Below are 25,108 nucleotides of genomic sequence, written 5' to 3' on the forward strand. Positions count from 1 at the left end.
CCGTCCTCGTCCCCAATTCCATCGGCCCCCGGAAGGGAATGAGATGAACCAGGAACTGACGAACAACCCGTTCAACCCCCTGACTCCCGCCAAGACCTTCGACGAGATCCGCGTCTCGCTGGCCTCGCCCGAGCGCATCCTGTCCTGGTCCTTCGGGGAGATCAAAAAGCCCGAGACCATCAACTACCGCACGTTCAAGCCCGAGCGTGACGGCCTGTTCTGCGCGCGCATCTTCGGTCCGATCAAGGACTACGAGTGCCTGTGCGGCAAGTACAAGCGCATGAAGTATCGCGGCGTCGTCTGCGAGAAGTGCGGCGTCGAGGTGACGCTCCAGAAGGTGCGCCGCGAGCGGATGGGCCATATCGAGCTCGCCGCCCCCGTCGCGCACATCTGGTTCCTGAAGTCGCTCCCCAGCCGGATCGGCCTCATGCTCGACATGACGCTCCGCGACCTGGAGCGCATCCTCTACTTCGAGCAGTACGTCGTCATCGAGCCGGGCCTGACCGACCTCCAGCAGAACCAGCTGCTGACCGAGGAGCAGTTCCTCGACGCGCAGGATCAATACGGCTCGGACGCCTTCCAGGCGAACATCGGCGCCGAGGCGATCCGCGAGATGCTGGCCGCCATCGACCTCGAGGGCGAGGCCGAGCGGCTGCGCGAGGAGCTGAAGGAAGCTACCGGCGAGCTGAAGCCCAAGAAGATCATCAAGCGGCTGAAGATCGTCGAGTCCTTCATCGAGTCGGGCAACCGGCCCGAGTGGATGATCATGACCGTGATCCCGGTGATCCCGCCCGAGCTGCGCCCTCTGGTGCCTCTCGACGGCGGCCGCTTCGCCACGTCCGACCTCAACGACCTGTATCGCCGCGTCATCAACCGGAACAACCGCCTCAAGCGGCTGATCGAGCTGCGCGCGCCCGACATCATCGTCCGCAACGAGAAGCGGATGCTCCAGGAGTCGGTGGACGCGCTGTTCGACAACGGCCGTCGCGGCCGCGTCATCACGGGGGCCAACAAGCGCCCGCTGAAGTCGCTGTCCGACATGCTCAAGGGCAAGCAGGGCCGGTTCCGCCAGAACCTGCTCGGCAAGCGCGTGGACTTCTCGGGCCGCTCGGTCATCGTGACCGGGCCGGAGCTGAAGCTGCACCAGTGCGGGCTGCCCAAGAAGATGGCGCTGGAGCTGTTCAAGCCGTTCATCTACTCGCGGCTGGAGGCGAAGGGGCTGTCCAGCACCGTCAAGCAGGCCAAGAAGCTGGTCGAGAAGGAACGTCCCGAGGTCTGGGACATCCTGGATGAAGTCATCCGCGAGCATCCGGTGCTCCTCAACCGCGCGCCGACGCTGCACCGGCTGGGCATCCAGGCCTTCGAGCCCATCCTGATCGAGGGCAAGGCGATCCAACTCCACCCGCTCGTCTGCTCGGCCTTCAACGCCGACTTCGACGGCGACCAGATGGCCGTGCACGTCCCGCTGTCGCTGGAGGCGCAGCTGGAAGCGCGCGTCCTGATGATGTCCACGAACAACGTGCTGTCGCCCGCCAACGGCAGCCCGATCATCGTGCCGTCGCAGGACATGGTGCTTGGCCTCTATTACACCACGATCGAGCGCGAGGGGATGCCGGGCGAAGGCATGACCTTCACCGACATCGACGAGGTGGAGCAGGCGCTGAACGCCGGGGCCGTGCACCTGCACGCCAAGATCACCGCGCGGATCAAGCAGATCGACGAGGAAGGCCAGGAGGTCTGGGTCCGCACGGAGACCACGCCCGGCCGGCTGCGGCTGGGCAACCTCCTGCCGCTCAACGCCAAGGCACCGTTCTCGCTCGTCAACCGGCTCCTTCGCAAGAAGGAGGTGCAGCAGGTCATCGACACCGTCTACCGCTACTGCGGCCAGAAGGAGTCGGTCATCTTCTGCGACCAGATCATGGGGGCGGGCTTCAAGGAGGCCTTCCGCGCCGGGATCTCGTTCGGCAAGGACGACATGGTGGTGCCCGAGGCCAAGTGGCGGCTGGTCGATGAGACCCGCGACCAGGTCAAGGACTTCGAGCAGCAGTACATGGACGGCCTGATCACCCAGGGCGAGAAGTACAACAAGGTCGTCGATGCCTGGTCCAAGTGCAACGACAAGGTCACGGCCGCGATGATGGAGACCATCTCGGCCGTCCACAAGGACGAGAACGGCGCCGCGATGGAGCCGAACTCGGTCTACATGATGGCCCACTCGGGGGCGCGGGGCTCCGTGACCCAGATGAAGCAGCTTGGCGGGATGCGGGGGCTGATGTCCAAGCCGTCCGGCGAGATCATCGAGACGCCGATCATCTCGAACTTCAAGGAAGGCCTGACTGTGCTGGAGTACTTCAACTCCACCCACGGCGCGCGGAAGGGCCTGTCGGACACCGCGCTCAAGACCGCGAACTCCGGGTATCTCACCCGGCGGCTCGTGGACGTGGCGCAGGACTGCATCATCCGCATCCTCGACTGCGGCACCGACCGGGCGATCACCGCCACGGCCGCCGTCAACGACGGCGAGGTCGTGTCCTCGCTGTCCGAGCGGGTGCTGGGCCGGGTGGCGGCGGACGACGTGCTGCGGCCGGGCACGGACGAGATCCTCGTCCGGGCGGGCGAGCTCATCGACGAGCGGCGGGCCGACCTCATCGAGACCTCGGGCGTCAACAAGATGCGCATCCGCTCCCCGCTCACCTGCGAGAGCGAGGACGGGGTCTGCGCGGCCTGCTACGGGCGCGACCTGGCGCGCGGCACGATGGTCAACATCGGCGAGGCGGTGGGGATCATCGCGGCGCAGTCGATCGGCGAGCCGGGCACGCAGCTCACCATGCGGACCTTCCACATCGGGGGCGTCGCGCAGGGCGGGCAGCAGTCCTTCCTGGAGGCCAGCCAGACCGGCACGATCGAGTTCCGCAACGCCAACGTCCTCGTGAACGCGGCGGGCGAGCAGATCGTCATGGGCCGCAACATGGTCGTCGCCATCGTGGACGACCAGGGCGAGGAGCGGGCGCAGCACAAGGTCGGCTACGGCACCAAGATCTTCGTGAAGGACGGCCAGCGGGTCGAGCGGGGCGCCCGGCTCTTCGAGTGGGACCCCTACACGCTGCCGATCATCGCGGAGAAGGCGGGCATCGCGCGCTACATGGACCTCGTGAGCGGCATCTCGGTGCGCGAGGACACCGACGAGGCCACCGGCATGACCCAGCGGATCGTGTCGGACTGGCGGTCGGTGCCCAAGGGCGGCGACCTCAAGCCGACGGTGCTCGTGGTCAGCGAGGACGGCGAGCCGATCCTCAACGACGCGGGCAACCCCGTGTCCTACCAGATGTCGGTGGACGCGGTGCTGTCGGTCGAGGACGGCCAGCCGGTCCAGGCCGGCGACGTGGTGGCCCGCATCCCCCGCGAGGGGGCGCGGACCAAGGACATCACCGGGGGCCTTCCCCGCGTGGCCGAGCTCTTCGAGGCGCGGCGTCCGAAGGACCACGCGATCATCGCCGAGATCTCGGGCTACGTGCGCTTCGGGAAGGACTACAAGAACAAGCGCCGCGTCACCATCGAGCCGCTCGACGGCTCGGAGGAGAAGCGGGAATACATGATCCCCAAGGGCAAGCACATCCCCGTGCAGGAGGGCGACCTCATCCAGAAGGGCGAATACGTGATGGACGGCAACCCCGCCCCGCACGACATCCTCGCCATCCTGGGCGTCGAGGCCCTGGCCGAATACATGATCGACGAGGTGCAGGAGGTCTATCGCCTGCAGGGCGTGCGGATCAACGACAAGCACATCGAGGTCATCGTCCGGCAGATGCTCCAGAAGTGGGAGATCTCGGACTCGGGCGACACCGTGCTGCTCAAGGGCGAGACGGTGGACAAGGCCGAGTTCGACGAGGCCAACGACAAGGCCATCGCGCGGGGCGGCCGTCCGGCGCAGGGCGAGCCGATCCTCCTCGGCATCACCAAGGCGTCGCTGCAGACCCGCAGCTTCATCTCGGCGGCGTCGTTCCAGGAGACCACCCGCGTCCTCACCGAGGCCTCGGTGCAGGGCAAGGTCGACAAGCTCGTGGGCCTCAAGGAGAACGTGATCGTCGGCCGGCTCATCCCGGCGGGCACCGGCGGCGCGACCTCGCGCATCCGCAAGATCGCGACCGACCGCGACCAGACGGTCATCGAGCAGCGGCGCGAGGAGGCCGAGGCGGCCGTGGCCCTGGCCGCGCCGCAGCCGGCCGAGGGCGGCGAGGGCTGACCTCGCCCGCTGCCGCAGACGGTTGGAAAGGCCCCCGGAGACGGGGGCCTTTTCGTTTGCGGGGCCCTGATCCGGGTCCACGACGCGCGCAGCCGCCGACGGGCCCCGGAGGAGGGGGCCTTGGTCGGGGGTCGGGGCGGCGGCGTCGAACGGCATGGGCGGACTCCTGGCTGTGGTCTGACAGGGGACAGATTCGCACGAAGGGGTTAACGGAGGCCGACAGCAACGAACGGTCAGGCGCGTTTCGCGCAACGCCCCTGGGGGGGTGGGCGAATCGGGGCAGGGAGCGGAAGCTTTTGACGGCGGGCTTTGGGGGACAGGGCAGACTGGCGTATTTGGACCAAGTTGAGAGGCAGTGGCCGAAGCGGGGGAGCGTCGGGCCGGGCGACGAGCGACCGCACGGCGGCAGGCACGGGCGGCAGGCACGGGGGGCAGGCACGCGCGGCAGGCACGGGCGGCGGTGTGCCGAAGCGCAGCCTGCGGCGGGGATGAGGGCGTGGCGGGCTGGCGCGGGCGTCGGGCCTGGGCGGCGCGTGTCCCCTGGAAGCGGGCGGGGGCGGCTGCTAGCTGGCGGGCATGAGCCTCTCCCCCAACCTGCGCGGCGCGGCGCTGATGACCGCGGCCATGGCCGGCTTCGTCGTGAGCGACGCGGCCATGAAGGGGCTCGGGGCGCATTGGCCGCTGTTCCAGTCGATCTTCGTCCGGGGCTGCGGCACGACGCTGGTGCTGGGCGGGCTGGCGCTCGCGCTCGGGCAGGTGCGGGCGGTGGGGCGGCGGGACGCGGGGCTGATCCTGCTGCGGACGGTCTTCGAGATGGCGGCGGGCTGGTGCTACCTGACGGCGCTGAACCGGATGCCGCTGGCCAACGTGTCGGCCATCCAGCAGGCGGTGCCGCTGGCGGTCACGCTGGGCGCGATGGCGGTGCTGGGCGAGCGGGTGGACCGGGCGCGGCTCCTGGCCATCCTGGCGGGGCTCGGGGGCGTGCTGCTGATCCTGCAGCCGGGCGGGGGCGGCTTCACCTGGGCCTCGCTCCTGGTGCTGGGCAGCGTCGCCGCGACCAGCGCCCGCGACCTGACGAGCCGGGTGATCCGGCCGGAGGTGCCGTCGGTGCTGATCGCCGCCGCCGCCTCGGCGGGGATGGCGCTCATGGGCGGGGTCGGCGCGGCCTTCGTGGACTGGCAGCCGCTGACCCCGGCGTCGGGCCTCCTGCTGGCGGCGACGGTGAGCTTCGTGGTCCTGGGCTATGTCGCCTCGGTCAGCGCGATGCGGGTGGGGGAGATCGCGGCGGTGACGCCGTTCCGCTACACGGCGCTGGTCATGGCGATCGGGCTGGGGGCCGTGGCCTTCGGCGACGTGCCCGGCCCCCTGACGGTGGCGGGCGCGGGCGTGGTGGTGGGGACCGGGCTCTACACGCTGCTGCGCGACCGCCGCCGGGCGCGGCCCGAGGAGGAGGCGAGCCCGGGTCTCTGACGAAGGCGTGCGGAGGGACGCCGTGCGAAGGGCCGGGGGGCCGTTGACACCCCGGCGCGATTCCCATATGTCCCGCGCACCCTGGGCCTGGGCGAATTGCGTCCGTGCCCGGGCCGAACATAGCAAGGTCAAGATCCGGGCCGGCAACGCCCCGATCCTCTGGTGACCCACCGCCCCGTTCTGCAGGTTGCGTGAACTGGGCGGGCTTTTTGTGCTTCACGCGTGCCGTGGGGCTTCATCGACGGCGGAGCCCTTCGGGCCCGCGGCACAAGAAAACGGTAGGAAACGGGAAACACAGCCCATGCCGACGATCCAGCAGCTGATCCGGAAGCCCCGGCAGCGCCAAGTCAACAAGAGCAAGTCGCAGCACCTCGGGGGCTGCCCGCAGAAGCGCGGCGTCTGCACCCGGGTCTACACCACCACGCCGAAGAAGCCGAACTCGGCGATGCGGAAGGTCGCCAAGGTGCGGCTGACCAACTCGTTCGAGGTGATCTCCTACATCCCCGGCGAGGGCCACAACCTCCAGGAGCACTCGGTCGTGCTCATCCGCGGGGGCCGGGTCAAGGACCTTCCGGGCGTCCGCTACCACATCCTGCGCGGCGTGCTCGACACGCAGGGCGTCAAGAACCGCAAGCAGCGCCGCTCGCTCTACGGCGCCAAGCGTCCGAAGTGAGGATCCAGTAAATGTCCCGTCGCCACGCCGCCGAGAAGCGCGAAGTCCTGCCCGATGCCAAGTACGGCGATCGGGTCCTGACCAAGTTCATGAACAACCTGATGGTGGACGGCAAGAAGTCCGTCGCCGAGACCATCGTCTACAACGCCTTCGAGCGGGTGCAGACCCGCGTGAAGCGCGAGCCCGTGGACGTGTTCCACGAGGCGCTGGACAACATCAAGCCGTCGGTCGAGGTCCGCTCGCGCCGGGTCGGCGGCGCGACCTACCAGGTCCCCGTCGAGGTGCGCCCCGAGCGCCGCGAGGCGCTGGCCATCCGCTGGCTGATCGACGCCAGCAAGAAGCGCAACGAGAACACCATGGAGGAGCGCCTGGCCGGCGAGCTCATGGACGCGATGAACAACCGCGGCAGCGCGGTGAAGAAGCGCGAGGACACCCACAAGATGGCCGACGCCAACAAGGCGTTCAGCCACTACCGCTGGTAAGAGCCAGGGCCGGCGCCGCGCGCCCCGGAGCCCCTTCGATGGGCCTGGGGCGCGCGGCGCCGGCCTCGGACGCGACGGGCCGCGTCGCGACCTCGCGGAGACGGGCGCAGCGGCCGAGGCCCTTGCGCGCCGCGCCCACATCGGGGATGCCCACCGGGTGTCTTCGGACAAGACGAACTGACCGCCCGAGGCCCTAGGCCTCACATCAGAGGACCTGACATGGCCCGCGAATATCCCCTGCGCCTCTACCGGAACTTCGGTATCATGGCGCATATCGACGCCGGCAAGACCACCACGACCGAGCGCATCCTGTATTACACCGGCAAGTCCCACAAGATCGGCGAAGTCCATGACGGCGCCGCGACGATGGACTGGATGGAGCAGGAGCAGGAGCGCGGCATCACCATCACGTCCGCCGCGACGACCACCTTCTGGGAGCGCACCGAGAACCCCGGCGAGCACATCGGCGACAAGCACCGCTTCAACATCATCGACACCCCCGGCCACGTGGACTTCACCATCGAGGTGGAGCGCTCGCTCGCCGTGCTCGACGGCGCGGTGTGCCTTCTGGACGCCAACGCCGGCGTGGAGCCGCAGACCGAGACCGTCTGGCGGCAGGCCGACCGTTACGAGGTCCCCCGGATCGTGTTCGTCAACAAGATGGACAAGATCGGCGCGGACTTCTTCAACTGCGTCCGCATGATCAAGGATCGCACGGGCGCGACCCCGTGCCCCGTCGCGCTGCCGATCGGGGCCGAGGACAAGCTCGAGGGCATCATCGACCTCATCACGATGGAAGAGTGGACCTGGAAGGGCGAGGACCTGGGCGCGTCCTGGACCCGCCAGCCGATCCGCGAGGAGCTCCAGGAGCTTGCCGCCGAATGGCGCGGCAAGATGGTCGAGCTCGCCGTCGAGATGGACGACGAGGCGATGGAGGCCTACCTCGAAGGCGAGGAGCCCACGGCCGACAAGCTGCGCGAGCTGATCCGCAAGGGCTGCCTCGCCATGAAGTTCGTCCCCGTCACCGCGGGTTCGGCCTTCAAGAACAAGGGCGTGCAGCCCATGCTCAACTGCGTCATCGACTTCCTGCCGAGCCCGCTCGACGTGCCCGCCTACATGGGCTTCAAGCCGGGCGACGAGACCGAGACGCGGAGCATCCCCCGTTCGGCCGATGACACCCAGCCCTTCTCGGCGCTGGCCTTCAAGATCATGAACGACCCCTTCGTGGGCTCGCTCACCTTCACGCGCATCTACTCGGGCGTCCTCAAGAAGGGCGACGCGATGCTGAACTCGACCAAGGGCAAGCGCGAGCGCGTCGGCCGGATGATGATGATGCACGCCATCAACCGGGAAGAGATCGAGGAAGCCTTCGCGGGCGACATCATCGCGCTGGCGGGCCTGAAGGACACCACGACCGGGGACACGCTCTGCTCGGACAAGGAGCCGGTGGTCCTCGAGACGATGACCTTCCCGCAGCCGGTGATCGAGATCGCCGTCGAGCCCAAGACCAAGGCCGACCAGGAGAAGATGGCGACCGCCCTCGCTCGCCTGGCCGCCGAGGACCCGTCCTTCCGCGTCGAGACGGACATCGAGTCCGGCCAGACGATCATGAAGGGCATGGGCGAGCTTCACCTCGACATCCTCGTCGACCGGATGCGGCGCGAGTTCAAGGTCGAGGCCAACATCGGCGCGCCGCAGGTGGCCTACCGGGAGACGATCTCCCACCCGGTCACGCACACCTACACGCACAAGAAGCAGACGGGCGGCTCGGGCCAGTTCGCCGAGGTCAAGCTCGACATCACGCCGACGGAGCCCGGCGAGGGCTTCAGCTTCGAGTCGAAGATCATCGGCGGCGCGGTGCCCAAGGAATACATCCCGGGCGTCGAGAAGGGCGTGAAGTCGGTCATGGACTCGGGCCCGCTGGCGGGCTTCCCGGTGATCGACTTCCGGGTGGCGCTGGTGGACGGCAAGTTCCACGACGTGGACTCCTCGGTCCTCGCCTTCGAGATCGCCTCGCGCATGTGCATGAGGGAAGGTCTCAAGAAGGCCGGCGCCAAGCTGCTGGAGCCGATCATGAAGGTCGAGGTGGTCACGCCCGAGGAATACACGGGCGGCGTCATCGGCGACCTGACCTCGCGCCGGGGCATGGTGCAGGGGCAGGACTCGCGCGGGAACGCGAACGTCATCAACGCCTTCGTTCCGCTGGCCAACATGTTCGGCTACATCAACACGCTGCGCTCCATGACCTCGGGCCGCGCGCAGTTCACGATGCAGTTCGACCACTACGAGCCGGTGCCCGAGAACATCTCGCAAGAGATCCAGAAGAAGTACGCCTGACGGCGGGGCGGGGCGCTTGCGAAGGGCGCCCCGCCGACCCACATGGCAGGTCCCGGCCTGCCGACAGTCTGACGAACAGGAGAAGCCATCATGGCGAAGGCGAAGTTCGAGCGGAACAAACCGCACGTGAACATTGGGACCATTGGTCACGTGGACCATGGCAAGACGACGCTGACGGCGGCGATCACGCGGTATTTTGGCGACTTCAAGGCCTATGACCAGATCGACGCGGCCCCCGAGGAGCGGGCGCGGGGGATCACGATCTCGACGGCGCACGTGGAGTACGAGACGGCGAACCGTCACTACGCGCACGTGGACTGCCCCGGCCACGCCGACTACGTGAAGAACATGATCACGGGGGCGGCGCAGATGGACGGGGGCATCCTGGTCTGCGCGGCGTCCGACGGGCCGATGCCGCAGACGCGCGAGCACATCCTGCTGGCGCGGCAGGTGGGGGTTCCCGCGCTGGTCGTGTACATGAACAAGATCGACCTGGTGGACGACGAGGAGCTGGTGGAGCTGGTGGAGATGGAGCTGCGCGAGCTTCTGTCGTCCTACGAGTTCCCCGGCGACGACATCCCGATCATCAAGGGCTCGGCGCACCAGGCGATGATCGGCGAGCGCAAGGACATCGGCGAGGACTCGATCCGGGCGCTGATGGCGGCGGTGGACGAGTACATCCCGACGCCGGCGCGGGCGGTGGACCAGCCGTTCCTGATGCCGATCGAGGACGTGTTCTCGATCTCGGGGCGCGGGACGGTGGTGACGGGCCGCGTGGAGCGGGGCGTGATCAACGTGGGCGACGAGATCGAGATCGTGGGCATCCGCGACACGCGCAAGTCGGTGTGCACGGGCGTGGAGATGTTCCGCAAGCTTCTCGACCGCGGCGAGGCGGGCGACAACATCGGGGCGCTGCTGCGCGGCATCGACCGCGAGGGCGTGGAGCGCGGGCAGGTGCTGTGCAAGCCCGGCTCGGTAAAGCCGCACACCCGGTTCGAGGCCGAGGCCTACATCCTGACCAAGGAGGAGGGCGGGCGCCACACGCCGTTCTTCGCCAACTACCGGCCGCAGTTCTACTTCCGCACCACGGACGTCACGGGCACCGTGCAGCTGCCCGAGGGCACCGAGATGGTGATGCCGGGCGACAACCTGAAGTTCAACGTCGAGCTCATCGCCCCCATCGCCATGGAGGACGGCCTGCGCTTCGCCATCCGCGAAGGCGGCCGCACCGTCGGCGCGGGCGTGGTCAGCAAGATCCTGGCGTGATCGCTGCTTGACTTCTCTGAGGGCGCGCGCTAGACGCGCGCCCTCAGCATTACGTGACGACCGGTCCGACGTGGCCCGGCAATCCCGCCGGTCCACCTCTCGACCGTTTTTGAGCCTTGAAAGGCATACCCATGGCCGGCAACAGCCAGACCATTCGCATTCGCCTCAAGGCGTTCGACTATCGCGTGCTGGACGCCAGCACCGCCGAGATCGTGTCGACCGCCAAGCGCACCGGCGCCAACGTCCGGGGCCCCATCCCGCTCCCGAACAAGATCGAGAAGTTCACGGTCCTGCGCGGCCCGCACATCGACAAGAAGTCCCGTGACCAGTTCGAGATCCGCACCCACAAGCGGCTCCTGGACATCGTGGACCCGACGCCCCAGACCGTGGACGCGCTGATGAAGCTCGACCTCGCGGCCGGCGTCGATGTCGAGATCAAGGTCTGAGGTGCCAGGGATGCTTCGTTCCGGTGTGATCGCCAAGAAGGTGGGCATGACCCGCCTGTTCCTCGAGGATGGCAAGCAGGTCCCGGTGACCGTGCTCCAGCTCGACAACGTCCAGGTCGTGGCCCAGCGCACGGTCGAGTCGGATGGCTACACCGCCGTCCAGCTCGGCGCGGGCACGGCCAAGGCCAAGCGCACGACCCAGCCGATGCGCGGCCACTTCGCCAAGGCGGGCGTCGAGCCCAAGCGCAAGATGGTCGAGTTCCGCGTCGATCCCGAGGCGCTGATCGGCGTGGGCGAGGAAATCATCGCCGCCCACTACTTCCCCGGCCAGTTCGTGGACGTGTCCGGCACGTCCATCGGCAAGGGCTTCGCGGGCGCCATGAAGCGGCACAACTTCGGCGGCCTCCGGGCCTCGCACGGGGTGTCGGTGTCGCACCGCTCGCACGGGTCCACGGGCCAGTGCCAGGACCCCGGCAAGGTGTTCAAGGGCAAGAAGATGGCCGGCCACATGGGCACCGCCCGCGTGACCACGCAGAACCTGCAGGTCGTCCGCATCGACACCGACCGTGGCCTCGTGATGGTCAAGGGCGCGGTGCCGGGCAACAAGGGCGGCTGGGTGACGGTCAAGGACGCCGTCAAGAAGCCGCAGCCCGAGAACCTGATCCTGCCGGCCGCGCTGCGCTCGGCCGAGCGTGAGGCCCGGCGCCTCGCCGAGGAAGCCGCCGCCCAGGCCGCCGCCGAGGCGGACGCCGCCGCGCGCGCCGCCGCCGAGGCCGAGCAGGCCGCCATCGAGGCCGCGGAAGCCGCCGCCGCCAACGAAGCCCCGGCCGGCGACGCCGCCGCCGAAGAGGGGAGCAAGGACTGATGCAGGCCACCGCCATCACCCTGACCGGCGAATCCGCCGGCACCGTGGAGCTGGACGACGCGATCTTCGGCCTGGAGCCGCGCGCCGACATCTTGCACCGCGTCGTGCGCTGGCAGCGCGCCAAGGCCCAGGCCGGCACGCACTCGACCCTGACCCGGGCCGAGGTCAGCTACTCGACCAAGAAGATCTATCGCCAGAAGGGCACCGGCGGCGCGCGCCACGGCTCCAAGAAGGCGTCGATCTTCCGTCACGGCGGCATCTCGAAGGGCCCCAAGCCCCACAGCCACGCCCATGACCTCAACAAGAAGTTCCGCCGTCTCGGCCTGATGCACGCCCTCTCGGCGAAGGCGCGCGCCGGCGAGCTGGTGGTCATCGAGGAGGCCCGCGTCGGCGAGGCCAAGACCCGGATGCTCGCCAAGCAGCTCGACACGCTGGGCTGGAAGCGGGCGCTGGTGATCGACGCGACCGTGGACGAAGGCTTCGCCCGCGCCGCGCGCAACATCGAGACCCTGGACGTGCTGCCGGTCATCGGCGCCAACGTCTACGACATCCTGCGCCGCGACACGCTCGTGCTCACGCGCGCCGGGGTCGAAGCCCTGGAGGCCCGACTGAAATGACCGCGACCCCCGCGCAGTACGACATCATCCGCCGCCCGGTGATCACCGAGAAGGCGACCCTGGCCTCGGAGTCGAACGCCGTGGTGTTCGAGGTCGCCCCCGAGGCGACCAAGCCGCTCATCAAGGCGGCGGTCGAGGCCCTGTTCGGCGTCAAGGTCAAGGCGGTCAACACCGTCGTCACCAAGGGCAAGACCAAGCGCTTCCGGGGCCGCCCCGGCACGCGCAACGACGTCAAGAAGGCCTACGTGACCCTCGAAGAGGGCCACAGCATTGACGTCTCCACGGGTCTCGCGTAAGGGACCGCACCACCGACCGGCCCCGGACCAGTTCCGGGGCCTCGTCGTTCCAACCGGGGACCTTCGGGGCCCTATACCTCAGAGACGCGGCCCCTCGGGGTCGCGCCAAGCAGACGGAAGACAGAAAGCATGGCACTCAAGTCGTACAAGCCGACGACGCCTGGCCAGCGAGGGCTGGTTCTGATCGACCGTTCGGAGCTTTGGAAAGGGCGCCCCGTCAAGACCCTGACGGAAGGTCTGACGAAGACCGGCGGCCGGAACAACACCGGGCGGATCACGATGTGGCACAAGGGTGGCGGCGCCAAGCGCCTCTACCGCGTCGTCGATTTCAAGCGTCGCAAGTTCGACGTCCCCGCGACCGTGGAGCGGATCGAGTACGATCCCAACCGGACCGCGTTCATCGCCCTGATCCGCTACACTGACGGCGAGCAGGCCTACATCCTCGCGCCCCAGCGCCTCGCGGTGGGTGACACCGTGGTGGCCGGCGCGAAGACCGACGTGAAGCCCGGCAACGCGATGCCCTTCTCGGGGATGCCGATCGGGACGATCGTCCACAACGTCGAGCTGAAGGCCGGCAAGGGCGGGCAGATGGCCCGCGCCGCCGGGACCTACGCGCAGTTCGTGGGCCGCGATGGCGGCTACGCGCAGATCCGCCTGTCGTCGGGCGAGCTGCGGCTGGTCCGGCAGGAATGCATGGCCACCATCGGCGCGGTGTCGAACCCCGACAACTCGAACCAGAACTACGGCAAGGCGGGCCGGATGCGGCACCTGGGCGTCCGTCCGACGGTGCGCGGCGTCGCCATGAACCCCATCGACCACCCGCACGGCGGTGGCGAGGGCCGGACCTCGGGTGGCCGCCACCCGGTCACGCCCTGGGGCAAGGGCACCAAGGGCAACCGCACCCGCAACCGCAACAAGGCGTCCGAGAAGCTCATCGTGCGCTCGCGCCACGCGAAGAAAGGCCGCTGATCCATGTCGCGTTCCGTTTGGAAAGGCCCCTTCGTCGATGCCTACGTCCTGAAGAAGGCCGAGGCGTCGCGGGGGTCGGGCCGCAACGAGGTCATCAAGATCTGGTCGCGCCGCTCCACCATCCTGCCCCAGTTCGTGGGCCTCACCTTCGGCGTCTACAATGGCAGGAAGCATATCCCGGTGAACGTCACCGAGGAGATGATCGGCCAGAAGTTCGGTGAATACTCGCCGACGCGGACCTATTACGGCCACGCCGCCGACAAGAAAGCCAAGAGGAAGTAAGCCATGGGTCAGGAGAAGAATCCGCGCCGCGTGGCGGACAACGAGGCGATGGCGAAAGCGAAGATGCTTCGCATCAGCCCGCAGAAGCTGAACCTCGTCGCGACGCTGATCCGCGGCAAGAAGGTGGAGAAGGCCCTGGCCGACCTCACCTTCTCGCACAAGCGGATCGCGGGCGACGTGAAGAAGTGCCTGCAGTCGGCCATTGCCAACGCCGAGAACAACCACAACCTGGACGTTGACAGCCTCATCGTCGCGGAGGCCTGGGTCGGCAAGAACCTCACGATGAAGCGGGGCCGTCCGCGCGCGCGCGGCCGCTTCGGCAAGATCGTGAAGCCGTTCTCGGAACTCACCATCACCGTGCGTCAGATCGACGCCGTTCAGGGGGAGCAAGCCTGATGGGCAACAAGGTCAACCCCGTCGGCATGCGCCTTCAGGTCAACCGGACCTGGGACAGCCGGTGGTTCGCCAACTCGAAAGACTTCGGCGACCTGCTTCTTGAGGACATCCGCATCAAGGATTTCATCAAGAAGGAAGCCAAGGCCGCCGGCATCAGCCGCGTCATCATCGAGCGTCCGCACCGCAAGTGCCGGGTGACGATCCATGCCGCCCGTCCGGGCGTCATCATCGGCAAGAAGGGCGCCGACATCGAGACGCTCCGCCGGAAGGTGGCGGCGCTGACGAAGTCGGAGCTGCACCTCAACATCGTCGAGGTCCGCAAGCCCGAGCTGGACGCCGCCCTGGTCGGCGAGAGCATCGCCCAGCAGCTCGAACGCCGGGTGTCGTTCCGCCGCGCCATGAAGCGCGCCGTGCAGAGCGCCATGCGGATGGGCGCGCTCGGCATCCGGGTCAACGTCGCGGGCCGCCTCGGCGGCGCCGAGATCGCCCGGACCGAATGGTACCGCGAGGGCCGCGTGCCCCTGCACACCCTGCGGGCCGACATCGACTACGCGCTGTCCGAGGCCACGACGCCCTATGGGATCATCGGGATCAAGGTCTGGATCTTCAAGGGCGAGATCATGGAGCACGACCCGCAGGCGCGCGACCGCAAGGCCGCCGAGCTGCAGGACACCGCCGTTCCGCGTGGCGCCCGCCCCGAGCGTCGCGACCGCGACCGCGACCGCGACCGCTGAGGAGTGAGATAAGATGCTTCAACCGAAGCGCACCAAGTTCCGCAAGCTCCACAAGGGCCGCATCCATGGCGACGCCAAGGGTGGCTCCGACCTCAACTTCGGCACCTACGGCCTGAAGGCCACGGAGCCGGAGCGGGTCACCGCCCGCCAGATCGAGGCCGCGCGCCGCGCGCTGACGCGCCACATGAAACGGCAGGGCCGGGTGTGGATCCGCATCTTCCCGGACGTGCCCGTGACCTCCAAGCCCATCGAGGTGCGGATGGGCAAGGGCAAGGGCTCGGTCGATTTCTGGGCCTGCCGCGTGAAGCCCGGCCGCATCATGTTCGAGGTCGATGGCGTGCCCGAGGATGTCGCCCGCGAGGGCCTTCGGCTGGCCGCGATGAAGCTGCCGGTCAAGACGCGCACCATCGTCCGCGAGGACTGGTAAGCGTCCGCCCCCTGATGGGGGCGAGACACGACAAGCGGGACCCCGGCCCAGCCCGGCCGGGGTCCCTTCGTTTCGGAGGGGCGGGGACGCCGCTCGGGCGATCGAAGGTGAGCCGAAGATTCGCGCTTGCCTCTGCGTCGCCCAGGCTGTAAGAGGCCCCCTCATCCCCTCCACCGGGATCCAGGGTGACCTGGCCGACAAGGCTCGGGGCTCTCCGGTGATGTTGAAGAAAGGACGAACGATGGCGACGAACGCCAAGGACCTTCGCGGGCAGACGCCCGACCAGCTTCGCGACCAGCTCGCGAACTTCAAGAAAGAGGGCTTCAACCTGCGCTTCCAGCAAGCGACGGGCCAGCTCGAGAACACCGCGCGGATCCGCGCCGCCCGCCGGGAGGCCGCCCGCGTCCTGACCATCCTCAACGAAAAGGCGGCCCAGGCCGCGCAAGAGGCCTGAGCTCCATGCCCAAGCGCATCCTTTCGGGCGTCGTGACCTCCGACAAGAACGACAAGACGGTGACCGTCCTCGTCGAGCGTCGCTTCACCCACCCCATCCTGAAGAAGACGATCCGATCGTCGAAGAAATACCGTGCCCACGACGAGAACAACGTGTTCAAGGCGGGCGACACGGTCCGCATCATCGAATGCGCCCCGAAGTCCGCGTCCAAGCGCTGGGAAGTCCTTCTGGCCGAGCAGGCCTGAGGATCACCGTGAAATCGAAACCCTGGGGACACGGGACAGCCGTTAGGTCGGGTCCCCCCCACAGGTCGGGAGAAACCACATGATCCAGATGCAGACCAATCTGGATGTCGCTGACAACTCCGGCGCCCGCCGGGTTCAGTGCATCAAGGTCCTGGGCGGATCGCACCGGCGCTACGCGTCGGTGGGCGACATCATCGTCGTCTCCGTCAAGGAAGCGATCCCCCGGGGTCGCGTCAAGAAAGGCGACGTCCGCAAGGCCGTCGTCGTCCGCACCGCGAAGGAAGTGCGCCGTGAGGATGGCACCACCATCCGCTTCGACCGCAACGCCGCCGTCATCCTGAACAACCAGGGCGAACCGGTCGGCACTCGCATCTTCGGGCCGGTCGTGCGCGAGCTGCGCGCGAAGAACTTCATGAAGATCATCTCGCTGGCTCCGGAGGTGCTCTGATGGCCGCCAAGATCCGCAAGGGTGACCGCGTGGTCGTGCTCGCCGGCAAGGACAAGGGCAAGACCGGCGAGGTCGCGTCCGTCCTTCCCAAGGAGAACCGCGCCGTCGTCGAGGGCGTCAACGTGGCGATCCGCCATGTGAAGCCGTCGCAGACCAACCAGGGCGGCCGCCAGCCGAAGGCGATGCCCATCGACCTGTCGAACCTCGCGCTCGTGGACGCCAACGGCAAGGCCACGCGCGTCGGCTTCCGCTTCCAGGAAGACGGGACCAAGGTCCGCTTCGCCAAGACCACGGGGGACGTGATCTGATGCTCGACACCACCACCTACACCCCGCGCCTGAAGGCGGACTACAAGGCCCGCATCCGCGCCGCTCTCAAGGAAGAGTTCGGCTACAAGAACGACATGATGATCCCGAAGCTCGAGAAGATCGTGCTGAACATCGGGGCCGGCTCGGAGGCCGTTCGGGACTCCAAGAAGATCAAGTCGGCGCAGGAGGACCTGTCCACCATCGCCGGCCAGAAGGCCGTCATCACCAAGGCCAAGAAGTCGATCGCGGGCTTCCGCGTCCGCGAGGAGATGCCTCTCGGCGTCAAGGTCACGCTGCGCGGCGACCGGATGTACGAGTTCCTGGATCGTCTCGTCACCGTGGCGATGCCCCGCATCCGCGACTTCCGCGGCGTGAAGGGCACCTCGTTCGACGGACGCGGCAACTACGCGACCGGCCTCAAGGAGCATATCGTGTTCCCCGAGATCAACTTCGACAAGGTCGATGAGGTCTGGGGCATGGACATCGTGATCTGCACCACGGCCAAGACCGACGCCGAGGCGAAGTCGCTGCTGAAGCACTTCAACATGCCGTTCAACAGCTGAGCCGCGGGAGAGAATAGCACCATGGCCAAGAAATCCATGATCGAACGCGACAAGAAGCGCGCCCGCCTGGTCGAGCAGTACGCCGCCAAGCGCGCCGCCCTGAAGGTCGTCGCGAACGACAAGAATGCCCCCGTCGAGGAACGCTTCAAGGCGACGCTCAAGCTCGCCGAGCTGCCGCGCAACTCCTCGGCCACCCGCGTGCGGAACCGCTGCCAGCTCACCGGCCGGCCCCGCGCCTACTACCGCAAGCTGAAGATCAGCCGGATCATGCTGCGCGAGCTCGGCTCGAACGGCGAGATCCCGGGCCTGGTGAAGTCGAGCTGGTAAGGAGGTCATCATGAACGATCCGATCGGCGATATGCTGACCCGCATCCGCAACGCCCAGATGCGTGGCAAGACCGTGGTCCTGACCCCGGCCTCCAAGCTGCGCGCCCGCGTGCTCGACGTGCTCAAGGACGAGGGCTACATCCGGGGCTACGAGGCGGCCACCAACGCGGCCGGCCACCCCGAGCTGCGCATCGAGCTCAAGTATCACGAGGGCATCCCGGTCATCCGCGAGATCAAGCGGGTCTCCAAGCCGGGCCGCCGCGTCTACTCGGGCGTCAAGGAGCTTCCGAGCGTCCGTCAGGGCCTCGGCGTTTCCATTGTCTCGACGCCTCGTGGCGTGATGTCCGATGCGCACGCACGCGCCGCCAATGTCGGCGGCGAAGTGCTCTGCACCGTGTTCTGAGGAGGCTTCCATGTCTCGAATCGGCAAGAAGCCCGTCCCGCTCCCGACGGGGGTCACCGCGAATATCAGCGGCCAGACCATCGAGGTGAAGGGGCCCAAGGGCACCCTGACCTTCAAGGCCACGGACGACGTGACCATCGCGCAGGAGAACGGCGCCATCGCCGTCACCCCGCGCGGCCTGTCCAAGCGCGCCCGCCAGCAATGGGGGATGTCGCGCTCCATGGTGGAGAACCTGGTCACCGGCGTGACCCAGGGCTTCAAGAAGGAGCTGGACATCACCGGCGTGGGCTACCGCGCCACGATGCAGGGCAACACGCTCAAGCTCGCTCTCGGATACAGCCACGACGTGAGCTACGATCCGCCGGCGGGCATCAAGCTCTCCACGCCGAGTGCGCGGAACGACGTGATCGTGGTCGAAGGCATCGATCCGCAGCAGGTCGGCCAGGTCGCGGCCGAGATCCGCGAATGGCGCGCGCCCGAGCCCTACAAGGGCAAGGGCATCCGCTACCGGGGCGAGTTCATCTTCCGCAAGGAAGGCAAGAAGAAGTAAGGAACGCACATCATGGCCAGCACGAAGCTCGAGCTGTTCCAGAAGCGCCGGATGCGCGTTCGGAACAAGCTCAAGACGGTCAACACGGGCAAGCTCCGCCTGTCCGTCCACCGCTCCAGCAAGAACATCTCGGCCCAACTCATCGATGACGCGCGGGGCGTGACGCTCGCCTCCGCCTCGACGCTTGAGAAGGACCTGGGCCTTGTCGGGAAGAACAACCTGGAGGCCGCCGCGAAGATCGGCGCCACCATCGCCGAGCGGGCCAAGGCCGCCGGCGTGACGGAAGCCTACTTCGACCGGGGTGGCTTCCTGTTCCACGGCAAGATCAAGGCGCTTGCCGACGCGGCCCGTGAAAACGGCCTGACGATCTGAGGGGCGAGAGAATGGCAGAACGTGAACAACGCCGCGATCGTCGGGACCGCGAGGACGCGGCCCCCGAGTTCGCCGATCGCCTCGTCGCGATCAATCGGGTGTCCAAGACCGTGAAGGGGGGCAAGCGGTTCGGCTTCGCCGCTCTCGTGGTGGTGGGCGACCAGAAGGGCCGCGTGGGCTACGGCAAGGGCAAGGCCAAGGAGGTCCCCGAGGCCATCCGCAAGGCCACCGAGCAGGCCAAGCGCAGCATGATCCGGGTTCCCCTTCGGGAAGGTCGGACCCTGCACCACGACATCGAAGGGCGCCACGGCGCCGGCCGCGTCGTGATGCGGACCGCCGTCGCGGGCACCGGCATCATCGCCGGCGGCCCGATGCGCGCGGTCTTCGAGATGCTGGGGCTTCAGGATATCGTGTCCAAGTCCCTCGGCTCGAACAACCCCTACAACATGATCCGCGCGACCATCGACGGCCTCACCAAGGAAGCGTCGCCCCGGTCCGTGGCCCAGCGTCGCGGCAAGAAGGTAGCGGAGATCCTCCGCCAGCCCGAGGCCGAGACCCAAGCGGCGGAGGCCTGATCCATGGCCAAGACCATCGTCGTCCAGCAGATCGCCTCGCCTGCCCGTCGGCCCGACGTGCAGCGCCAGACGCTCATCGGGCTGGGCCTGAACAAGATCCGCGCGACCCGCGAGCTGGAGGACACTCCTTCGGTGCGTGGCATGGTCAACGCGATCCCGCACCTCGTGCGGATCGTCGAGGAGCGGGGCGAGTAAGCTCTCCGTCCTCGGGTGAAACGCATCGGAGCGCCCCGCGGGAGACCGCGGGGCGCTTTCGTTCGTGGCACGGCCCGGTCCCGCCGATGACCTATCCTGCGTCACGTGGTGGCCTGGAGCCGGTCGTCCGGCCTGCTGCGGACCCGGCGGGAAAGGGAGGGGAGAGTGGGTCGTGGGACAGGGCCCCGGTGGCGTCGAGATCCCTGGGGGACTTGAGCGCCTGGCGAATCCGGTGTATCGGGCCGGGCTCCCGTTCGGGACGCATCGTTCGATCATATGCCGAGTCCCCCCGCATCGTCGCTCGCGGGGCGTGTCCGGCCAAAGGAGAAGCGACATGAAACTGCATGAGCTCCGCGACAACCCGGGCGCGGCCAAGAAGAAGGTCCGCGTCGGCCGTGGCCCCGGCTCGGGCGTCGGCAAGACCGCCGGGCGCGGCATCAAGGGCCAGAAGTCCCGGTCGGGCGTGGCCCTGGGCGGCTACGAGGGCGGGCAGATGCCGCTCTACATGCGGCTGCCGAAGCGTGGCTTCAACAAGCCGAACCGCAAGGAATACGCCGTGGTGAACCTGGGCCTGATCCAGAAGTTCATCGATGCCGGCAAGATCGACGCCGCCCAGCCGATCACCGAGACGGTGCTGGTCGGGGCCGGCGTGCTGCGCCGGTCGCGCGACGGCATCCGCGTGCTGGCCAAGGGCGAGCTGACGGCCAAGGTCGTCCTCGACGTGACCGGAGCCTCGGCCGGCGCCATCGCCGTCGTGGAGGCCCTGGGCGGCACCCTGACCGTCAAGCAGGCGGCCGTGGAGGCCCCGGCGGACAACGCCGCGTGAGACGGGGCGCGAGCCCCGTTCCCCTCAGCGCCCCACCCGGGTAAGGTCCCCCACGCGCCGCCGCCGGCTCTCCGGTCGGCGGCGCTGTCCTGACGGAGAAAGCCATGGCATCGGCAGCGGAACAGATGGCCTCGAACATGAGCTGGGCGGCCTTCGGAAAGGCCACCGAGCTCAAGCAGCGAATCCTTTTCACGATCGGGCTGCTGATCGTCTACCGGCTGGGCACCTACATCCCCGTCCCGGGGATCGACGGCGCCGCGCTCCGGAACTTCATGCAGGACGCGGCGGCCGGGATCGGCGGCATCCTGTCGATGTTCACCGGCGGCGCGTTGTCGCGGATGGGGATCTTCGCCCTCGGCATCATGCCCTACATCTCGGCCTCGATCATCATCCAGCTCGTCGCCTCCATGTACGAGCCCTGGAAGGGCCTGAAGAAGGAAGGCGAGCAGGGCCGCAAGAAGCTGAACCAGTACACGCGCTACTTCACGCTCGTGCTGGCGACGTTCCAGGCCTACGGCATGGCGGTGAGCCTTGAGGCCGGCGGCCTGGTGGCGAGCCCGGGGCCGTTCTTCCTGGCCTCCTGCGTCATCACGCTGGTGGGCGGCACGATGTTCCTGATGTGGATCGGCGAGCAGATCACCTCGCGCGGGATCGGCAACGGAATCTCGCTCATCATCTTCGTCGGCATCATCGCCGACCTGCCGGGCGCGGTGGCCCAGTTCCTCAGCCAGGGCCGCACCGGAGCGGTGAGCCCGCTGGTCATCCTGATCGTGGCCGTGATGGTCGTGGTGGTGCTGGCCTTCGTGGTCTTCATGGAGCGCTCGCTCCGCAAGATCCACATCCAGTATCCGCGCCGGCAGGTCGGCATGAAGGTCTACGACGGCGGCTCGTCGCACCTGCCGATCAAGGTGAACCCGGCGGGCGTGATCCCGGCGGTCTTCGCCTCGGCGCTGCTGCTGCTGCCCTCGACCATCGCCACCTTCTCGCACACGACCTCGGGGCCGATCATGTCGACCTTCCTGGCCTATTTCGGGCCGGGGCAGCCGCTCTACCTGCTGTTCTTCGTCGGCATGATCGTGTTCTTCACCTACTTCTACACGCACGAGGTCGCCTTCAAGACCGACGACGTGGCCGAGAACCTGAAGAACCAGAACGGCTTCGTCCCAGGCATCCGGCCCGGCAAGCGGACGGCGGACTACCTGGAATACGTCGTCAACCGCCTGCTGGTGCTGGGCTCGGCCTACCTCGCGCTCGTGTGCCTCCTGCCCGAGATCCTGCGGGCCGAGCTGGCGGTGCCCTTCTACTTTGGTGGCACTTCCGTGCTCATCATCGTCTCGGTAGGGATGGACACGATCCAGCAGATCCAGTCCCATCTGCTCGCGCATCAGTACGAGGGGCTGATCGAGCGGTCGCAGCTCCGGGGACGCAAGGCCCGGACGCCGCGCACGGGCGGCCCCGCGCGCCGCTGAATGGAAGACCCCAAGGGGAGGGCGAGGCGTCCATGAACATCATTCTTCTCGGGCCGCCGGGTGCCGGCAAGGGAACGCAGGCTCGGCTGCTGGTGGAGGGGCGGGGCATGGTCCAGCTTTCCACGGGCGACATGCTCCGCGCCGCGCGGAAGTCGGGCACGGAGATGGGGCGGCGCGTCGCCGAGGTGATGGACAAGGGCCACCTCGTCACCGACGAGATCGTCGTCGGCCTGATCCGCGAGCGGCTGCTGCAGGGGGATCTGGGCGGCGGCGTCATCTTCGACGGCTTCCCGCGCACGCTGCGGCAGGCGGATGCCCTCGAGGAGATGATGGCGGGCGAGGGGATGCGGCTCGACCACGTGATCGAGATGCGCGTGGACGACGACGAGGAGCTGGTGGCCCGGGTGTCCGGGCGGTCCACCTGCGGCGCCTGCGGCGAGGTCTACCACGACCGAACCAAGCCCGTGCCCCCGGACGGGCATTGCGTCAAGTGCGGCGGCACGAGCTTCACACGGCGCGGCGACGACAACGCCGAGAGCATGAGGACGCGTCTCTTCGCCTACTACAAGGAGACGGCGCCGCTTGTGGGCTACTACCACGTCAAGCGGCTGCTGCGGTCGGTGGACGGCCTGCGCGAGATGGACGCCGTGTCGCGCGACATCGGGCGGGTCCTTGAGGGCCAGGTCCTCGAACGGGCCTGACGGCCGGGGTTGACGGCGGCCGGGACTGCCACTAAGACGCCCCATCCCAGCTGGGAATCACCGGCCATGGGCCCGGCGGCCCTGGCCCGACCGCCTCTGAGGAGCGGCGTCCCGAGCAGGCGTCGCGGTTGTGAAAAAAGGCTCCGGCACCACGGAGCCGCAACGAAAGGACCACCCACGTGGCACGTATCGCCGGGGTCAACATCCCGACCAAGAAGAGGGTTCCGATCGCCCTCACCTACATCCACGGCATCGGCCCCGCGACGGCCGAGGAGATCACCAAGGCGCTGGGCATCGAAGCCAGCCGCCGGGTGGACTCGCTGACCGACGCCGAGATCCTCGCCATCCGCGAGCACATCGACGCGAACTTCGTCGTCGAGGGCGACCTGCGCCGCGAGGCGACCATGAACATCAAGCGGCTGATGGACCTCGGCTGCTACCGTGGCCTGCGCCACCGCCGGAACCTGCCGGTTCGCGGCCAGCGCACCCACACGAACGCGCGGACCCGCAAGGGCCCGGCCAAGCCGATCGCCGGCAAGAAGAAGTAAGGGGTAGACTGACATGGCTCGTGATACCCGCCGCGGCGGCAAGAAGAAGGTCTCGAAGAACATCGCGGCGGGCGTGGCCCACGTGAATTCCTCGTTCAACAACACCAAGATCCTGATCTCGGACGTGCAGGGCAACGCCATCGCCTGGTCGTCGGCCGGCACCATGGGCTTCAAGGGCTCGCGGAAGTCCACGCCCTACGCCGCCCAGATGGCCGCCGAGGACGCCGGCCGCAAGGCGCAGGAGCATGGCGTCAAGACCCTCGAGGTCGAGGTGCAAGGTCCCGGCTCGGGTCGTGAATCGGCGCTCCGCGCGCTGGCGGCGGTGGGCTTCTCCATCACCTCCATCCGCGACGTGACGCCCATCGCGCACAACGGCTGCCGCCCGCCGAAGCGCCGCCGCGTCTGACGCCGCCAATATCCATGGGCGGGGCTGCGCTGTCGCGCGGCCCCGTCTCGTCGTTTTCAAGTCAACCTCGGGAGTGGAGCCTTGTTGGACATGAAGGGCACCGCGCGAATGGAGGGACGCATGATCCACAAGAACTGGTCCGAGCTCATCAAGCCGCAGCAGCTCGAGGTCCGGCCCGGCAACGATCCGCAGCGCCAGGCGACCCTCGTCGCCGAGCCGCTGGAGCGGGGCTTCGGCCTGACGCTCGGCAACGCGCTGCGCCGGGTGCTGCTGTCGTCGCTCCAGGGCGCTGCCATCGTGTCGGTTCAGATCGATGGCGTGCTTCACGAGTTCTCGTCGGTGGCGGGCGTCCGCGAGGACGTGACGGACATCGTCCTCAACCTCAAGGGCGTGGCGATCCGCATGGACGTGGACGGGCCCAAGCGGCTGACCGTCCAGGCCAAGGGGCCGGGCGCGGTCACGGCGGGCGACATCTCCGAGTCGTCCGGGATCGAGGTCCTGAACAAGGACCATGTGATCTGCCACCTCGACGAGGGTGCGTCGCTCTACATGGAGCTGACCGTCGCGCAGGGGAAGGGCTACGTCTCGGCCGACAAGAACAAGCCCGAGGATGCGCCGATCGGCCTGATCCCGATCGACGCCATCTATTCGCCGGTCAAGAAGGTCAGCTACGACGTCCAGCCCACCCGAGAGGGGCAAGTCCTGGACTACGACAAGCTGACCATGAAGCTGGAGACGAACGGCGCGCTGACCCCGGACGATGCCGTGGCCTACGCCGCGCGCATCCTCCAGGACCAGCTCTCGATCTTCCTCAACTTCGAGGAGCCCGAGTCGGCCACCGCCGGCGCGCTGGAGGACGGGCTGGAGTTCAACCCGCTCCTGCTCAAGAAGGTGGACGAACTGGAGCTGTCGGTCCGTTCGGCCAACTGCCTCAAGAACGACAACATCGTCTACATCGGCGACCTCATCCAGAAGACCGAGGCCGAGATGCTGCGGACGCCCAACTTCGGGCGGAAGTCGCTCAACGAGATCAAGGAGGTGCTCTCGGGCATGGGCCTGCACCTCGGCATGGAGGTCGAGGACTGGCCGCCGGAGAACATCGAGGAACTGGCCAAGAAGTTCGAGGACCAGTTCTGAGGAGGGCGGGGCCACGGCCCCGCCGCATCGGGCATCACGCCCCAAGGTGAGCGGACCCTCATGAGGTTCGCCGGACAA

32 protein-coding genes are annotated in these 25,108 nt (G+C 67.9%); all 32 read left to right on the plus strand.

Annotation, left to right across the window (positions count from 1 at the left end):
- Positions 1-43 precede the first annotated feature (43 nt).
- The 32 genes from rpoC to J2Z33_RS13025 all read left to right on the plus strand — a co-directional run bounded on the left by rpoC (position 44) and on the right by J2Z33_RS13025 (position 25,030).
- Complete coding sequence (rpoC, locus tag J2Z33_RS12870; RefSeq protein WP_209841667.1) at positions 44-4,243, plus strand: DNA-directed RNA polymerase subunit beta'; 4,200 nt, start codon at positions 44-46, stop codon at positions 4,241-4,243.
- A 576-nt stretch (positions 4,244-4,819) separates the two neighbouring features.
- Positions 4,820-5,713 (plus strand): DMT family transporter, encoded by an 894-nt coding sequence (locus J2Z33_RS12875; RefSeq protein WP_209841669.1) that lies wholly within the window; start codon positions 4,820-4,822, stop codon positions 5,711-5,713.
- 301 nt (positions 5,714-6,014) lie between these two features.
- Positions 6,015-6,386: a 30S ribosomal protein S12 gene (rpsL, locus tag J2Z33_RS12880; protein WP_209841671.1), complete on the plus strand. Its 372-nt coding sequence runs from the start codon at positions 6,015-6,017 to the stop codon at positions 6,384-6,386.
- Positions 6,387-6,397: 11 nt separating this feature from the next.
- A complete protein-coding gene (rpsG, locus tag J2Z33_RS12885; protein ID WP_209841673.1) occupies positions 6,398-6,868 on the plus strand; it encodes a 30S ribosomal protein S7 in 471 nt (156 codons plus the stop codon).
- Positions 6,869-7,087: 219 nt separating this feature from the next.
- Complete coding sequence (fusA, locus tag J2Z33_RS12890) at positions 7,088-9,205, plus strand: elongation factor G (protein ID WP_209841675.1); 2,118 nt, start codon at positions 7,088-7,090, stop codon at positions 9,203-9,205.
- A gap of 90 nt (positions 9,206-9,295) precedes the next feature.
- A complete protein-coding gene (tuf, locus tag J2Z33_RS12895; RefSeq protein ID WP_209841645.1) occupies positions 9,296-10,471 on the plus strand; it encodes an elongation factor Tu in 1,176 nt (391 codons plus the stop codon).
- A 131-nt stretch (positions 10,472-10,602) separates the two neighbouring features.
- Entirely contained in the window at positions 10,603-10,917 is a 315-nt protein-coding gene (rpsJ, locus tag J2Z33_RS12900; RefSeq protein ID WP_139078564.1) for a 30S ribosomal protein S10, read from the plus strand.
- A gap of 10 nt (positions 10,918-10,927) precedes the next feature.
- Positions 10,928-11,782, plus strand: a complete 855-nt coding sequence (gene rplC / locus J2Z33_RS12905; protein WP_209841677.1) for a 50S ribosomal protein L3 — start codon at positions 10,928-10,930, stop codon at positions 11,780-11,782.
- Entirely contained in the window at positions 11,782-12,399 is a 618-nt protein-coding gene (gene rplD / locus J2Z33_RS12910) for a 50S ribosomal protein L4 (protein WP_209841679.1), read from the plus strand. Before rplC ends, rplD begins: the two co-directional genes overlap by 1 nt.
- The gene (locus J2Z33_RS12915; RefSeq protein ID WP_209841680.1) at positions 12,396-12,695 is read left to right on the plus strand and encodes a 50S ribosomal protein L23; all 300 of its coding nucleotides are present in this window, start codon (positions 12,396-12,398) and stop codon (positions 12,693-12,695) included. The genes rplD and J2Z33_RS12915 overlap by 4 nt, the downstream gene beginning before the upstream one ends.
- Positions 12,696-12,824: 129 nt before the next feature.
- Positions 12,825-13,664, plus strand: a complete 840-nt coding sequence (gene rplB, locus J2Z33_RS12920; protein ID WP_209841682.1) for a 50S ribosomal protein L2 — start codon at positions 12,825-12,827, stop codon at positions 13,662-13,664.
- A 3-nt stretch (positions 13,665-13,667) separates the two neighbouring features.
- Complete coding sequence (rpsS, locus tag J2Z33_RS12925; RefSeq protein WP_209841684.1) at positions 13,668-13,946, plus strand: 30S ribosomal protein S19; 279 nt, start codon at positions 13,668-13,670, stop codon at positions 13,944-13,946.
- Between the two features lie 3 nt (positions 13,947-13,949).
- Positions 13,950-14,342, plus strand: a complete 393-nt coding sequence (gene rplV, locus J2Z33_RS12930) for a 50S ribosomal protein L22 (RefSeq protein ID WP_209841686.1) — start codon at positions 13,950-13,952, stop codon at positions 14,340-14,342.
- On the plus strand, positions 14,342-15,076 hold the full coding sequence (rpsC, locus tag J2Z33_RS12935; RefSeq protein ID WP_209841688.1) for a 30S ribosomal protein S3: 735 nt from the start codon (positions 14,342-14,344) through the stop codon (positions 15,074-15,076). Before rplV ends, rpsC begins: the two co-directional genes overlap by 1 nt.
- Positions 15,077-15,089: 13 nt before the next feature.
- Positions 15,090-15,503, plus strand: coding sequence for a 50S ribosomal protein L16 (rplP, locus tag J2Z33_RS12940; RefSeq protein ID WP_209841689.1), 414 nt, complete (start codon positions 15,090-15,092; stop codon positions 15,501-15,503).
- A 241-nt stretch (positions 15,504-15,744) separates the two neighbouring features.
- On the plus strand, positions 15,745-15,957 hold the full coding sequence (gene rpmC / locus J2Z33_RS12945) for a 50S ribosomal protein L29 (RefSeq protein ID WP_209841692.1): 213 nt from the start codon (positions 15,745-15,747) through the stop codon (positions 15,955-15,957).
- A gap of 5 nt (positions 15,958-15,962) precedes the next feature.
- Positions 15,963-16,202, plus strand: coding sequence for a 30S ribosomal protein S17 (gene rpsQ, locus J2Z33_RS12950; protein WP_209841693.1), 240 nt, complete (start codon positions 15,963-15,965; stop codon positions 16,200-16,202).
- 79 nt (positions 16,203-16,281) lie between these two features.
- Positions 16,282-16,650 (plus strand): 50S ribosomal protein L14, encoded by a 369-nt coding sequence (gene rplN, locus J2Z33_RS12955; RefSeq protein WP_002722508.1) that lies wholly within the window; start codon positions 16,282-16,284, stop codon positions 16,648-16,650.
- Complete coding sequence (rplX, locus tag J2Z33_RS12960; RefSeq protein WP_209841695.1) at positions 16,650-16,958, plus strand: 50S ribosomal protein L24; 309 nt, start codon at positions 16,650-16,652, stop codon at positions 16,956-16,958. The genes rplN and rplX overlap by 1 nt, the downstream gene beginning before the upstream one ends.
- Complete coding sequence (gene rplE / locus J2Z33_RS12965; protein ID WP_209841696.1) at positions 16,958-17,521, plus strand: 50S ribosomal protein L5; 564 nt, start codon at positions 16,958-16,960, stop codon at positions 17,519-17,521. The genes rplX and rplE overlap by 1 nt, the downstream gene beginning before the upstream one ends.
- Before the next feature lie 21 nt (positions 17,522-17,542).
- Positions 17,543-17,848: a 30S ribosomal protein S14 gene (gene rpsN / locus J2Z33_RS12970; RefSeq protein WP_209841699.1), complete on the plus strand. Its 306-nt coding sequence runs from the start codon at positions 17,543-17,545 to the stop codon at positions 17,846-17,848.
- Between the two features lie 10 nt (positions 17,849-17,858).
- Positions 17,859-18,251, plus strand: coding sequence for a 30S ribosomal protein S8 (rpsH, locus tag J2Z33_RS12975; RefSeq protein ID WP_209841702.1), 393 nt, complete (start codon positions 17,859-17,861; stop codon positions 18,249-18,251).
- A 10-nt stretch (positions 18,252-18,261) separates the two neighbouring features.
- Positions 18,262-18,801, plus strand: coding sequence for a 50S ribosomal protein L6 (gene rplF / locus J2Z33_RS12980; protein ID WP_209841704.1), 540 nt, complete (start codon positions 18,262-18,264; stop codon positions 18,799-18,801).
- Between the two features lie 12 nt (positions 18,802-18,813).
- Complete coding sequence (rplR, locus tag J2Z33_RS12985; protein ID WP_209841706.1) at positions 18,814-19,173, plus strand: 50S ribosomal protein L18; 360 nt, start codon at positions 18,814-18,816, stop codon at positions 19,171-19,173.
- An 11-nt stretch (positions 19,174-19,184) separates the two neighbouring features.
- Positions 19,185-19,748, plus strand: coding sequence for a 30S ribosomal protein S5 (rpsE, locus tag J2Z33_RS12990; protein ID WP_209841708.1), 564 nt, complete (start codon positions 19,185-19,187; stop codon positions 19,746-19,748).
- A gap of 3 nt (positions 19,749-19,751) precedes the next feature.
- On the plus strand, positions 19,752-19,943 hold the full coding sequence (gene rpmD / locus J2Z33_RS12995; RefSeq protein ID WP_209841710.1) for a 50S ribosomal protein L30: 192 nt from the start codon (positions 19,752-19,754) through the stop codon (positions 19,941-19,943).
- A 334-nt stretch (positions 19,944-20,277) separates the two neighbouring features.
- Complete coding sequence (gene rplO, locus J2Z33_RS13000; RefSeq protein ID WP_209841712.1) at positions 20,278-20,769, plus strand: 50S ribosomal protein L15; 492 nt, start codon at positions 20,278-20,280, stop codon at positions 20,767-20,769.
- Positions 20,770-20,873: 104 nt separating this feature from the next.
- The gene (gene secY, locus J2Z33_RS13005; protein WP_209841715.1) at positions 20,874-22,238 is read left to right on the plus strand and encodes a preprotein translocase subunit SecY; all 1,365 of its coding nucleotides are present in this window, start codon (positions 20,874-20,876) and stop codon (positions 22,236-22,238) included.
- Positions 22,239-22,270: 32 nt separating this feature from the next.
- Positions 22,271-22,939, plus strand: a complete 669-nt coding sequence (locus J2Z33_RS13010; RefSeq protein ID WP_209841717.1) for an adenylate kinase — start codon at positions 22,271-22,273, stop codon at positions 22,937-22,939.
- 179 nt (positions 22,940-23,118) lie between these two features.
- Entirely contained in the window at positions 23,119-23,487 is a 369-nt protein-coding gene (gene rpsM / locus J2Z33_RS13015) for a 30S ribosomal protein S13 (RefSeq protein WP_209841719.1), read from the plus strand.
- 13 nt (positions 23,488-23,500) lie between these two features.
- Entirely contained in the window at positions 23,501-23,893 is a 393-nt protein-coding gene (rpsK, locus tag J2Z33_RS13020; protein ID WP_037277351.1) for a 30S ribosomal protein S11, read from the plus strand.
- Between the two features lie 120 nt (positions 23,894-24,013).
- Complete coding sequence (locus tag J2Z33_RS13025) at positions 24,014-25,030, plus strand: DNA-directed RNA polymerase subunit alpha (protein WP_209841721.1); 1,017 nt, start codon at positions 24,014-24,016, stop codon at positions 25,028-25,030.
- Positions 25,031-25,108: the final 78 nt, after the last annotated feature.

The organism is Rubellimicrobium aerolatum (genome assembly GCF_017872975.1).
GTDB classification, from domain to species: domain Bacteria; phylum Pseudomonadota; class Alphaproteobacteria; order Rhodobacterales; family Rhodobacteraceae; genus Rubellimicrobium; species Rubellimicrobium aerolatum.